The organism is Levilactobacillus yonginensis (assembly GCF_003946265.1).
Lineage (GTDB): Bacteria > Bacillota > Bacilli > Lactobacillales > Lactobacillaceae > Levilactobacillus > Levilactobacillus yonginensis.
The window spans coordinates 1-12,489 of sequence record NZ_RHNO01000023.1; the positions used below are offsets into that span (position 1 = coordinate 1).

Sequence of the window (12,489 nt, forward strand, 5' to 3'; positions counted from 1 at the left end):
CACGCAAGATTTTAGGCTGGAAGAGTCCATCTGAAGTTTTCTTTGGGACAAAGTTACACTTGATTTGACAATTCGTCCTACATTAGTCTTCATTTAAGTCTTTGTTAGCGGTTAGGATTCGCTGGGCGATTCCTTCATCGATGACCAGATCGGTCAACAACTTACCCCGTAAGGCGCCAAGTGCCGCGTGCGTCTTAAACTTGCTCTTGATGGCCCCAAACCGACGGGGGGTCGCCAGAACTTTGTCGAGCGAAATACCCATGACGGTGTCACGCTCAGGAATCAAGAAGTTTCCTTGAATGTCGTATGGTCGACCGAACAGCATGCCGGCAATTTGGCTGGGGTCAACGCCAGGAAAAAGTTCTGATTTATTCGTATTCCAAGTGGGAATTGAATCGATCGACGCAATTGTTCCGATACCACAGAAGAGGAGGTCCATCCGTGAGGCCAGCGTCATGGTCTGTTGGAGGGCGGGTTCCTGTGGCAAGAGGTCGTGAACCGTCTGATTTACCACGTACAGCGGTGCTGGCAGGACGTGGTAGTTGGCGTCGAACCGGGAGGCGGCGTGTTCCACCATCCGGGTCGAGCCGGTCCGCGAGTTGTATTTCATATTTTCACCCACAAACTGAGTGAAGACCAGGCCATCGACCAGTTCGGAATTGAAATGGTCGATGATGCTGTGCACGGTGCTCCCCCAGGTCAGGCCGACCACGTGGCTTTCAGCAATCAACAACTGAATCCGTTTGGCAGAGTACGCCACGATATTGTTGGCGTTGGCGTCGGAACTGCCATCGCCCTTGAGAATGGCAATGTGGGGAATATCAAACATTTTCTTGAATTCTGTTTCCAATTGAAAATTACGGGCCACTGGGGAATTCACGTGAATGGTCACGATTCCTGATTGCAGGGCCTCTTCCAGGTATTTGGTCACAAGATAGCGGCTTAAGTTGTATTTACGAGAGAGTTCTGAAACGGCCAGATTACTATAGTAATAGTCCTGCGACACTTGAACGAGTAACTCCTCGTGGGTCATGTTCTTGTCCATAATTAGGGTCCTCCGCTGGGTAAATCTTCTATTGTTAGTATACCATGTTCAGCCGGCAATCGGCGGTTAGTACCGTTGGAGATGCCAAGCTTGTGTGGTGTTGCGCGAACCCACATGGCGGTACCTCGCGACTCCGGGTGCAAGCTAAAACGATGTGGGCTAGGTTAACTCTTTTAATTTTACCAAAAATATGATACTAATTGTGAATTATCCAAAGATAAACTTTTAAAATTTAAAAAATATCAATTAAATTTGCAATATTTAAAAAATGCGTGTAAGATAGCTTTTGTTAGCTAATAAGATAAAGTATTCACAAACTATTTGTTTACATACGCGAAAGGAATGAATGCATTGGATAAAGATGAAATTGTTGCCTTGCATGAAGAACATACGGGTGTTCTTGGGATGGAAGCCGAAATGGCTGTCAATAACAAGAGCGACTTAGGCAAAGCCTACACGCCCGGTGTTGCAACCATTTCAAAGGCCATTGAAGCCGATCCTAGTCTTAAAGACAAGATGACGTTGAGTGGGAAGTTGGTTGCGGTTGTGACCGATGGTTCCGCTGTCTTGGGTCTGGGTGACATTGGTCCTGCCGGTGGGTTACCCGTCGTTGAAGGAAAGTCATTGTTATACAAGGACTTAGCCGGCGTCAACGCCTTACCATTGGCCGTTAACCAAGTACCCGTTAAGGACTTCGTTAGCACGTTGAAGAACTTGTCCCTGTCATTTGCTGGGATTCACTTGGAAGATATCGCCGCACCCCGGTGTTTCGAAATCGAAGATGAATTGAAGCAAGTCTTAGACATTCCCGTTTACCACGATGATCAAGAGGGAACCGCCATCGTTGTTTTGGCCGGCTTGATCAACGCTGCTAAAGTGGTTGGCAAAGAGTTGAAGGACTTAAAGATCGTCTTGAACGGTGTCGGCGCCTCAGGTTTGGCCACTGCCAAGTTACTCTACGGTGTGGGGATCCACAACCTGACCTTAGTTGATATCAACGGGGTCGTTAAGCCTGATTCAACCAAGGACAACCGTTACCAAACGGCCTTTGCTAAGCAAGTTGGTAACGATGTTCAGGGCACGACCTTGGATGACGTTATTGACGGACAGGATGCCTTCATCGGATTATCCGATGCCGACCTCTTATCTGGTGACCAAGTTAAGCGGATGGCTGCTAAGCCAATCATCTTCGCCTTGGCCAACCCTAAGCCAGAAATTGACCCCGCCATTGCCCACGAAGCTGGTGCAGGTGTGGTTGCAACTGGTTCAGGTCAATATCCTAACCAAGTGAACAACATCCTGGTCTTCCCTGGTCTGTTCAAGGGCTTGCTCCAAAGCGGCTTGAAGACGGTCAACATGGATGTTGAAAAGATCGTTGCTGAAGCTTTGGCTCAGACGATGGCGACTCCAACGGCTGATAAAATCGTTCCTGGCGTCTTCGATGAAGGTGTCGTTGAGACGGTTACGAAAGCTATCATCGCGTCACAAAAATAAATACTCCTATATAGTAAAGGAAGTTACGACTCATGAATGTATTCTTAACCTCTATCCAAAGTGTTTTAGCCATTGTTTTGATGATTGCCGTTGGTTACTACGGTCAATCAAAAGGTTGGTTCGACGAAAAGTTTTCCGGTTCCTTATCTAAATTGATCATGAAGATTTCATTGCCTGCTTCAATCTTCATGGCAATGATGAAGTTCTTTAAGCCCTCTGAGTTGGCCAACTTGTCAACCGGGGTCGTCTACACCATCATGTCCATCCTGATTGGCTATATCGTCGCTTGGGTGGCTGTTCGGATGTTCCACGTGGCCCGCGGCCGGCGTGGTCTGATGATGACGGCCATTAACGGTGCCAACACCGTCTTCATCGGGATGCCACTGAACGTTGCTTTGTTCGGTGAAGTATCCGTTCCTTACTTACTGACTTATTACATTGTCAACACGGTTATTATCTGGACCTTAGGGGTTTGGGTCATTGCCGGTGACGACCCAACCAACGATGGCAGCAAGGCCAGCTTTGATTGGCATCACTTGATTCCTACGCCACTCTGGGGGTTCATCATTGCCCTGCCTGTTATCTACATTCCAGGTTGGCAAAGTGGTTTGATGAAGATTACGTTTGCCACGACTGCTTTATCTGATATCGGTGCGTTGGTAACGCCATTATCCTTGATCTACATTGGGATTATGTTAAAGAGCTTTGGTATCTTAAACATGCGTTTCGACGGCAACGTTATCTGGACCTTACTGGGTCGGTTCGTAATTTCACCAATCATTATGGCTATTATCATCTTTGCTGGTCTTCACGTGGGTGTTCACATCAACGACGTGTTCCAACAAACGTTGATCATCCAAGCTGCTACGCCTTCATTGGCCGTTCTGCCAATCTTGGCTAACACGTACCATGGTGACGTGAAGTTTGCCACGAACATCGTGGTTTCAACCTCAGTCTTGTTCATCGTGGTGGTGCCAATCATCATGGTTATTCAAAATATGTAATTGCTGTCTCTGATGGCGTAGAAAGTGGTGACGACTCATTAATAACGATGTGCAACTGCTGAATCTTAAGGATCGTGAGGTCTTTCGCGAATGGAAAGAGTTCCTGGAATCCTTAGGCATCAGTAACTTCCAAGAAAATGAACTCGCACAGATCGATAGCACACTCGGCATGTATAATGATGCCGGTAGCTTGGTGGCGACCGGCTCAGTTGCTGGTAACGTCCTCAAGTACGTGGGGGTCTGCAACAAGTTTTCCGTTCACGGAAGCCATTTCAACACGATTATCTCGTCTCTGATGAACCTGTTGGCGCAAAATGACATCTTTCATGTGTTCGTCTTCACCAAACTAAAGTACTCTCAGAGTTTTCAACACATTGGCTTCAACGAGCTAGCCCATACGGACTTAGGCGCCATCCTGGAAACGGGGGACACCGACGTCAAGGACTACGTGCACCGGATTCCGCAACAGCCCAACCAAGTAGACTTACAGGTGGCCAGCATTGTCATGAACGCCAATCCGTTCACTCTGGGTCACCGCTACCTGGTTGAACAGGCGGCCGCGGCAAACGACTTGGTCTACGTCTTCGTTGTTAGCGACGACGTTTCCCTATTCAGCACGACGGAACGGTTAGCCCTGGTTCAGGCTGGGACGGCCGACTTGAACAACGTGGTCGTGGTCAATGGTGGCCAGTACATGGTCAGCTACGTCACGTTTCCGGCGTACTTTTTACCCACACCGGATGAAGCCATCACGTATCAAACGACCCTGGACGCGCGGATTTTTAAGAATGCCATCGCTCCAGGATTGAACATCACGCAACGGTACCTAGGGAGCGAACCATTTTCCCGAACGACGGGGATCTACAATCAGGTCCTGCAGAAGGAATTGGCGCCAGCCATTACCGTGCACGTGGTTGATCGTAAACAAGCCAGTGGCCAAGTCATCACGGCCACCCAGGTTCGCGAGGCGATTGCTCAGAATGAGATTGCGACGGTTCAGGACTTTTTGCCCGCCACAACCTATCAATTTATCCAAAAACATCTAACAACCTTACAAGCCAGAATTCAGAAAGGAATGACTATTCATGGAAATTAAAAAGACTGCGATTGCCGGAACCCTTGAATCCTCCGACATTCAGTTAACGATTTCTAAGGCCGACAACGGAATCAGCATCGACCTGCAATCGGATGTTAAAAAAGTATTTGGGGATCAAATCGAATCAGTAATCAAAGACACGTTAGCTAAACTAGACGTCAAGGATGCTAAGGTCAAAGCTGTCGACAAGGGTGCCTTGGACTGTGTCATCAAGGCCCGGACGATTGCCGCAATTCAACGCGCTGCTGAAACGACGGACACACCAGAATGGGAGGTACTCTAATGGCTGAAAATGAAGAACGTTTACGCCGAACCATGATGTTCGTGCCAGGGAATAACCCAGCGATGGTCAAGGATGCCGGGATCTACGGTGCCGACTCAATTATGTTTGACCTGGAAGACTCCGTTTCTTTGCCAGAAAAGGATGCCGCTCGGGTATTGGTCTACGAAGCTTTGCAAACGCAAGACTACGGCAACGCTGAAATGGTTGTCCGGGTCAACGGCCAAGATACGCCATTCTACGATAACGACGTGAAGGCAATGGTTAAGGCTGGCATCGATGTTATTCGTTTGCCTAAGGCTGAATCTCCAGAAATGGTTGAAAAGTTGGACCAAGACATTGCCGCTGCTGAAAAGCAATTCGGCCGTGAAGCTGGTTCTACGCACTTGATGGCCGCTATCGAAAGTGCCAAGGGTGTTCTCCGTGCTGCCGATATCGCCGCTGCTTCCGACCGAATGATTGGGATCGCGCTTTCTGCCGAAGACTACACGACCGACATGAAGACCCACCGTTACCCAGACGGCAAGGAACTTGAATTTGCCCGGAACATGGTCTTGCACGCCGCCCGTGCTGCTGGTGTGGCCGCCTTCGATACGGTCTTCACGAACATGGACGATACGGAAGGCTTCTACCGTGAAACTGAATACATTCACCAACTTGGTTTCGACGGGAAGTCCCTGGTTAACCCACGTCAAATCCCTATGGTCAACAAGGTTTACGAACCAAAGGCCGCTGAAATTAAGAATGCTAAGAACGTAATCAACGCTATTCAAGAAGCTAAATTAAAGGGTTCCGGTGTTATCTCCATGAACGGTCAAATGGTTGACCGCCCAGTTGTACTCCGGGCACAACGGGTCATGAGCTTGGCCAAGGCTTCCAACTTAGTTGATGAGGAGGGTAATTATCTTGAAAAGTAAAGTAAATCGCGAATTACCAGATGATTTGATGAAGCAATTAAACTACCAGCCATTTGAAACGACTGAAATTGGTAACCCCGAAATCCAACGGGTTGCGCCTAAAGTTCACGTTTCAACTGGGGACGACAAGATCGTCGACTCCATCAAGAAGGTTGTTGATGAAACGCTTGAAGATGGCATGACCATCTCCTTCCATCACCACTTCCGTAACGGGGACTACGTCTTCAACAAGGTTATGCGGGTCATCATTGACGCCGGCATCAAGAACTTAACCTTGGCACCTTCTTCATTGACTGGTGTTATGAACGACATGGTCATTGAAGCCATCAAGGCTGGGACCATCACCAACATCACTAGTTCTGGGATGCGTGGTTCCCTTGGGGACTTCGTTTCTCACGGTGGTTTGAAGAACCCAGTTATCTTCCGTTCTCACGGAAACCGGGCCCGGTCCATCGAACACGGTGACATTAAGATTGACGTGGCCTTCTTAGGTGTCCCAAGTGCTGACCGTTTAGGGAACGCCAACGGGATGAAGGGTGACGCTGTCTTTGGGTCATTGGGTTACGCCTTAATGGACGCCCAATACGCTGACAAAGTTGTCTTACTGACTGATAACATCGTGGATTACCCCAACACGCCAGCTTCTATCAAGCAAACGCAAGTTGACTACGTCATCAAGGTCGACAAGGTAGGGGACCCCGACAAGATTGGTTCCGGTGCTACGCGTTTCACCAAGGATCCTAAGGAATTAAAGATTGCTTCCATGGTTAACGACGTCATCACCCATTCACCATACTTCAAAGATGGCTTCTCCTTCCAGACTGGTTCTGGTGGTGCCGCATTAGCCGTTACGCGTTACCTGCGTCAGGCAATGATCGACAACCAAATCAAGGCATCCTTTGCCTTGGGTGGGATTACGAAGCCAACGACCGACCTGTTAAATGAAGGCTTGGTCAAGAAGGTTATGGACGTTCAAGACTTTGACAAGGGTGCTGCGGACTCTATGCACACCAACGGCGACCAACAAGAAATCGATGCTTCTTGGTACGCTGACCCTGACAACAAGGGTGCCATGGTTGACCAATTAGACGTCGTTATCTTGAGTGCCTTGGAAATTGACACCAAGTTCAACGTTAACGTCATGACTGGTTCTGACGGTGTGATCCGTGGGGCCATTGGTGGTCACCAAGATGCCGCTACTGGTAAATTGACGATCATCTCCGCACCACTGGTTCGGGGCCGGATCGCTACGGTCGTTCCTGACGTTACCACGGTGGTTACACCTGGTGATTCAGTTGACGTCTTAGTTACTGAATATGGGATTGCTATCAACCCTAAGCGGACAGACTTATTGGCCGTTTTGAGCAACATTCCTGGGTTACCAGTCTACAAGATTGAAGACCTACAAAAGATGGCTGAAAAGCGTGTTGGTACGCCAAAGCCATTGGAATACACTGACCGGACGGTTGCTTTGATCGAATACCGTGACGGGACTGTGATTGATTCCATCAAGCAAGTTAAGGACTAAGCTTTTTCCTACGACAGCTCAATAAATGTGAGGCCACTCAATCAGGTTTGGGTGGCCTTACTTATTCACAAGTGCTAATCTGGTTAGAGTCAAAGACTGGATTTTGTCGTTGATGTGTCGCCTTACCGGTCACAAAATATGGGCTGGAACGGTGCCGACACAACTTTAAGCCTCGAAGAACACGAGTCTTAAAGCTTGGTCTTGTTCTAACCCCCGGGAAATCACCGGGGATAAGAACAACGAGGCGCCTGAGCCCATATTTTGTGACCTCACGGCTGGAATGATGGTAAATTAGCTGGTTGATTGTTATTAACCAAATTGCTTGGTTGATACTTGTTCAATAGCTGTGCCGTTATCTACAAGGCATTATGACGGAAACCACAATTGCTACTGGTCTAGTGATGATTAGTTTCTAACTATCTCGGTGATTGTCAGTGCTTTAACGTCCAGAATGCTGATTGAACGATGTTGGTTCTCGCGTTCATGGACGGTTATTCGTTAACAACTAGTGTAACCGCAGGGTGGTTGGGATGGGGGCTGCTGTGTCGGTGGTGTTGCTCGGGGGGGGATTCCCGAGCTTACAGCACGGGACGTGTTTGGAAACGCGCGGGTTTAGCGTGGTTTCAAACCGAGCCGGAGGACCGCACCTCAGGCCGCAGGCGGTCCCCACAGCAGCCCCCATCCCGGCCACCCGAAGGTGGCATCGACTATTTTAAAATTTTAAAACTAAGAACCATAACAAAACCTAAGGAGGAATCAACATGTCCACGTTGTTTGATAAGGGGCAGGACCTGACCATTGCCGACGTCCTAGCCAACAAAGACCGGCGAGTGGCCTTTCAGCAGGAAGCCCTCGCTAAGTATCCGGCAGAGACGCTGGTCGCGGTGAAACTCAACATTCCTGGACCCATCAAGAACAATCAGGGAATTCAGGACCTGTTTGTGGTGGGAATCGACCGGCTAGCGGCGGCCTTTAAGCAGGCTGGTATTACGACAACCGAGTTGAACCAATGGCATACTGCTGCGGGTAACGAGTTATTTTGGATGACGCCGATGACGGCCCAAGCCGTCAAACAGGTTGCCGTGGCGTTTGAAGATGAGGACGACCTAGGCCGCATCTTTGACGTGGATGTGTTGATGGCGGGGAGTGGCGCCTCCTTGTCACGGACCGAATTAGGTTCCACCGTTCGTCGGTGTTTTATTTGCAACCGCCCCGCTAAAGAGTGTGCTCGGTCACGGCGTCATTCCGTGGCGGAGTTGCAGGCTCACATTGATCAGGTCTACCAAGCGACCATTAGAAAGTAGGAGAAGTCATGGAAACCACGAACCAGTCAACCACCATTGCGAACGATGCCCTGCGCGCCCTGCTCTTTGAAGTGAGCGTGACGCCTAAGCCTGGCTTAGTCGATCCCGCTTCACAGGGACCGCATCCGGACATGACGGTCTTCACGTTCATCGACAGCGCACTGAGCCTGCGGACCTACTTTGAGCAGTGTGCGGCGGCTGGAACAGCGTTTACTGGCGCCAATCTACCGGCATTATTTGCCCAGTTACGGCCAATTGGAATCACGGCGGAACGCGCCATGTTTCAGGCGACCAACGGGGTAAACACCCATAAGGGCGCCGTCTTTTCCCTTGGAATTTTAGTAGCGGCCAGCGCATACAGTGAACGGCTAGGCCTGGACCTGGAAACGACCATTAAAGGCATGCTCAAGGGCCTTACGACCAATGATTTTGCTCACGTGGGTGACAAGCCGGAAGCAGACCTAACGGCCGGAGAACGGCTGTATCTGCGTTATGGCATCACGGGCATTCGGGGGGAAGCCGAACAGGGTTATCCGACAGTCTTTGGTCACGCCTTACCAGCACTGCGGCAGAGTTCGGGAACCGCCAATCAACGGTTGCTGGATACTCTGATGGCAATCGTGGCCAATAGTGTGGATACCAACCTGGTCAAACGCTCCGGTGGCGACGAGCACGTGGTGGCGTGGGCCCACGAACAGGCCAATGCTTACCTGGCCGCTGGCGGCAGTAAGACGCCGACGGGGTGGGAAAAATTGCTGGAACTGAACCGCGTTTTTGACGACCGTAACCTGAGCTTAGGTGGGTCGGCCGATCTGCTGATTTTAACCATCTTTTTGGGCCTCCGCGAAGGCGTCCTGACCAATGATAGTTTTAACTTTTAAACGAGATTGGGTCAGCGGGCGACTTAGTGAGCGTTGCTGTTTAGGATGAATTAGAGCTGCCAACTGGCACACGCTTCAGCGAAAATTTAGAGTTAGTGAAGGGGTGGGACGTTGGTCCTGCCTCTTTTTGCTAATTTTGGGAGTATCTGGGAGGTTGTTGGACTAGTACAATAGGTGAGCCGAACGACAGTATGACGCGTCATTTCGTAGTTTAGTTCGGATTGACAAGGTTTCGGGAAAAGTGGATTATATAATTATTGGTTAATGAGAATAGATTGTTAATCGAATATTTGTTTTAGGGGAGATTGTAAAATGCGGTTTAAATGTTTACGAGTAGTTGTTTTGATGGCCGCCGTGCTTGCTGCGGGGATTCTGGGAACGACTCAGGCACGGGCGAAGAGCAAGCCCATCATCGATGTCACCGATAGCGCGCGGTTGACGACGACCACGGCGCAGTTGGGTTACCACTTTGCGGGGCTTAAGGTTAGCAAGCAAGGCCAGGTGGGATTGATACTCACCCAAAAGCGGTCTAACTGGCACTTTACGTATGTCATCGGCCGGCCCAAGGGTGTGAAATGGCTCGGCGTTGAGTTCACGATTAAGCAGGGGAAAAAGCAGGTTTATCATAAGACCACGGGTTGGACGGCTGCGGATTATGGCGACATGGTGACGCCAACGACGACCGCTCAAGGGACGGTTGGCGTGTTAGCTGATAGTAATCGGTACAATTACTACGGTCACGCTGATCGGCAGACGTTGCTGGACTCCCATTTAGAAGCTGCGGGGAACGCGGCGTTAGTCACGCGCAAGCTGCTGGGGAAGCAACCCTTACATAAACGTCTACAGCAAGCTCAGAAGAAGGGACAGGTTCTGTACGTGCTACCGAACGACACGGCGCAAGCCTACCGGACTGCTAAACGGGCGTTGGCGACGCTTGCCAAACACCGGCATGATTCTAAGGCGGACATGCGGCTATATTTGCAAGCTAAACGGCAATTTGATAAGAGTCTAGCCAGTGTTGAATAAACCACAAAAATAGGCTTTGCACCAGCAACCCCACAACAGGGTGACTGGCGCAAAGCCTATTTTTAATCAGTTGGTGCAACTTCATTTAGCCCAACGGTACCAGTTCCGGGGTAGAGACTCATGCGTTGCGCCCGGTATGACCAATCACCGTGATTGAAGCCGGTTCGGTCAACGTCATAGACGATTTGATTCGTCTTACGGTTGACCTCGACGAATTCACTGCGTTTCCCTTTGCTAGCATAGCCGAAACCAATCAAGGTATTTCCCTTACCAACGGCGTAGCTACTCCCAACGATGTTGGTGAAGTTACGCTTACCCAGGGACTTCCCGAAGCTCCAGGTCTTGTGGACCGTACGGTGGAGTTGGTTGATCGAAACGATTTCGCCGGCTGACCACTGTTTGGATTGCTTGGTTTTGCCACGCGTGACGGGCACGTTATTGTCGTAGAATTCAAGCGCCAGCGTGTTTCCCTGGTGCGTAGCGGTGTGGATGAGGTTGACGGCATGTTGCCCACCGTTGTAGCGATAGTGCTGGGACTTTGGCTGCAAAAGATAATGGTGATAGCTTTTCGGCAACTTGTCCGGCGCAGCGAGAATCCACTTCAACTTGGTCGTCTGGTAGTTGATGGCAAAAATCATATCCTGGTTACGGCCGGACACGATGAGCTCGTCGTGTTTTTGATCATAAACCATGGAGTTCTGATGGAACCAGTCGATTTTGCCATCTGGCCGGTGAGTGCCGTCGTATTGCGTATAGGCTGACTTGGGCAGCAAGCGTTTCAGGTCAATGACCTTGACGATTTTCGCCGTCTTGTAGTCGATTTCAACCATCGTGTCCTCGACGTACTTGCTACTCCCGTCGTCCACCGTCAAAAGCAGGTTATGGTTCGGCAGTTCGATAGCGTCGTGGTGAATGACCGTGTTCGTGGCCAACTTCGAGTGGTCCTTCCGGGTCGGAAAAAGGCCACTAAAATTATACTGGCGGTAGACCCGACCGTAGAAGTCCGTTTCCCGCAGGGCATTGTACTTGTGTTCACTGGCTGAGATTTTAGTCAGAATCAGCAGGTGGTTGTTGCTGAGACGTTTAAAAACGTGTGAAATCGGTGCGGTGCTGTACCAACGGACTTGTCCGTTGGCGTCCAGCCCGTAAGTGGTGCCCTGACTGCTGACGGCAAAGGTCAGGCGTTGATTGCCTTTGCCCAAGGCCATTTTTTGGGGCTTGCTGGTTTTGAGCGTGTTCTTGCCAATATCCTTAGGCGTGCCGTGAGTGGTCATGGTGTAGGTGGTGTAGGATTGGTCGCCGTTTTCTTTTGTAAACTGAAGCGTCACCCGGTTAGTCCGGTTGGCATAGAGCCCCAAGACGCCGACTGAATGAGTGGTGTGATAGCCCTTGAGGTGCTTGGTGATGGTCGTTGCCGGGGTGTCGCCGTGGACGGTTACTTTAACTTTAGTGGCCGCCTGTGTCTTCACGAGAATCAGACCACTCAGCGGTGAAGTTTTATAAGGATTGACGATGACCTTAGCGTTGGCGGACCCAGGCTTTAAGTCGTTGAGTTGGGACTTGTAGGTCGCGCTGAGTCGGTTGGTGGCCGTGGTGTGTTTCGTGGAAAGTGCTGGTCGGAGATTGAGCTTGATCTGGTTCTCCGAGAGGATATTCTTGCGGTGGTAATGCTGGTGGACCAGTAGAAGGCGCCGAACGTTGTGGCGTTCGTGGTAGGCCGTTGCGCCACCGACAATAATCAGGGCCAGAATGACGCCCAAGCTGATTTTCCAAAATTTTTTCATAATATGTAACAAACTCCTTCAAATGATTAACACTAGGACCCTTTAACTTACTCCTGTCATTTTAGCAATTATATTTTTGAATGACAACCGGCTTAGGCCGGGAAAAGTCAGTGTGGGTGCGTCACTATGG

The 12,489-nt window shown here is 50.0% G+C and carries 11 protein-coding genes; 9 read left to right on the plus strand and 2 right to left on the minus strand.

What is annotated here, in order from left to right; genetic code table 11:
• Positions 1-82 precede the first annotated feature (82 nt).
• On the minus strand, positions 83-1,045 hold the full coding sequence (locus tag EKM87_RS10230) for a sugar-binding transcriptional regulator (protein ID WP_125684438.1): 963 nt from the start codon (positions 1,043-1,045) through the stop codon (positions 83-85).
• Between the two features lie 342 nt (positions 1,046-1,387).
• On the opposite strand from EKM87_RS10230, the gene EKM87_RS10235 reads away from it, so the two are divergent.
• The 9 genes from EKM87_RS10235 (at position 1,388) to EKM87_RS10275 (ending at position 10,575) form a co-directional block, all read left to right on the plus strand.
• Complete coding sequence (locus EKM87_RS10235) at positions 1,388-2,539, plus strand: NAD(P)-dependent malic enzyme (RefSeq protein ID WP_125684440.1); 1,152 nt, start codon at positions 1,388-1,390, stop codon at positions 2,537-2,539.
• A 32-nt stretch (positions 2,540-2,571) separates the two neighbouring features.
• Entirely contained in the window at positions 2,572-3,543 is a 972-nt protein-coding gene (locus EKM87_RS10240; protein ID WP_125684442.1) for an AEC family transporter, read from the plus strand.
• 37 nt (positions 3,544-3,580) lie between these two features.
• Positions 3,581-4,639 (plus strand): [citrate (pro-3S)-lyase] ligase, encoded by a 1,059-nt coding sequence (gene citC, locus EKM87_RS10245; RefSeq protein WP_125684444.1) that lies wholly within the window; start codon positions 3,581-3,583, stop codon positions 4,637-4,639.
• The gene (gene citD / locus EKM87_RS10250) at positions 4,629-4,922 is read left to right on the plus strand and encodes a citrate lyase acyl carrier protein (RefSeq protein WP_125684446.1); all 294 of its coding nucleotides are present in this window, start codon (positions 4,629-4,631) and stop codon (positions 4,920-4,922) included. The genes citC and citD overlap by 11 nt, the downstream gene beginning before the upstream one ends.
• A complete protein-coding gene (gene citE / locus EKM87_RS10255; protein WP_125684449.1) occupies positions 4,922-5,836 on the plus strand; it encodes a citrate (pro-3S)-lyase subunit beta in 915 nt (304 codons plus the stop codon). Before citD ends, citE begins: the two co-directional genes overlap by 1 nt.
• A complete protein-coding gene (citF, locus tag EKM87_RS10260) occupies positions 5,826-7,364 on the plus strand; it encodes a citrate lyase subunit alpha (RefSeq protein WP_125684451.1) in 1,539 nt (512 codons plus the stop codon). Before citE ends, citF begins: the two co-directional genes overlap by 11 nt.
• A gap of 761 nt (positions 7,365-8,125) precedes the next feature.
• The gene (gene citX, locus EKM87_RS10265; RefSeq protein ID WP_125684453.1) at positions 8,126-8,668 is read left to right on the plus strand and encodes a citrate lyase holo-[acyl-carrier protein] synthase; all 543 of its coding nucleotides are present in this window, start codon (positions 8,126-8,128) and stop codon (positions 8,666-8,668) included.
• A gap of 8 nt (positions 8,669-8,676) precedes the next feature.
• The gene (gene citG / locus EKM87_RS10270) at positions 8,677-9,549 is read left to right on the plus strand and encodes a triphosphoribosyl-dephospho-CoA synthase CitG (RefSeq protein ID WP_125684455.1); all 873 of its coding nucleotides are present in this window, start codon (positions 8,677-8,679) and stop codon (positions 9,547-9,549) included.
• A 312-nt stretch (positions 9,550-9,861) separates the two neighbouring features.
• Positions 9,862-10,575 carry a hypothetical protein gene (locus tag EKM87_RS10275; RefSeq protein ID WP_125684457.1) on the plus strand — a complete coding sequence of 238 codons (714 nt, stop codon included), beginning with the start codon at positions 9,862-9,864 and terminating at the stop codon, positions 10,573-10,575.
• A gap of 62 nt (positions 10,576-10,637) precedes the next feature.
• Here the strand turns inward: EKM87_RS10275 and EKM87_RS10280 are convergent, their stop codons facing one another.
• On the minus strand, positions 10,638-12,359 hold the full coding sequence (locus tag EKM87_RS10280) for an aryl-sulfate sulfotransferase (RefSeq protein WP_125684459.1): 1,722 nt from the start codon (positions 12,357-12,359) through the stop codon (positions 10,638-10,640).
• Positions 12,360-12,489 lie beyond the last annotated feature (130 nt).

Bases quoted from the DNA above. Each gene is read 5' to 3' on its own strand.
- EKM87_RS10230 (WP_125684438.1), bottom strand. From the start codon at position 1,045: ATGGACAAGAACATGACCCACGAGGAGTTACTCGTTCAAGTGTCGCAG.
- EKM87_RS10235 (WP_125684440.1), top strand. From the start codon at position 1,388: ATGAATGCATTGGATAAAGATGAAATTGTTGCCTTGCATGAAGAACAT.
- EKM87_RS10240 (WP_125684442.1), top strand. From the start codon at position 2,572: ATGAATGTATTCTTAACCTCTATCCAAAGTGTTTTAGCCATTGTTTTG.
- citD (WP_125684446.1), top strand. From the start codon at position 4,629: ATGGAAATTAAAAAGACTGCGATTGCCGGAACCCTTGAATCCTCCGAC.
- citE (WP_125684449.1), top strand. From the start codon at position 4,922: ATGGCTGAAAATGAAGAACGTTTACGCCGAACCATGATGTTCGTGCCA.
- citX (WP_125684453.1), top strand. From the start codon at position 8,126: ATGTCCACGTTGTTTGATAAGGGGCAGGACCTGACCATTGCCGACGTC.
- citG (WP_125684455.1), top strand. From the start codon at position 8,677: ATGGAAACCACGAACCAGTCAACCACCATTGCGAACGATGCCCTGCGC.
- EKM87_RS10275 (WP_125684457.1), top strand. From the start codon at position 9,862: ATGCGGTTTAAATGTTTACGAGTAGTTGTTTTGATGGCCGCCGTGCTT.
- EKM87_RS10280 (WP_125684459.1), bottom strand. From the start codon at position 12,359: ATGAAAAAATTTTGGAAAATCAGCTTGGGCGTCATTCTGGCCCTGATT.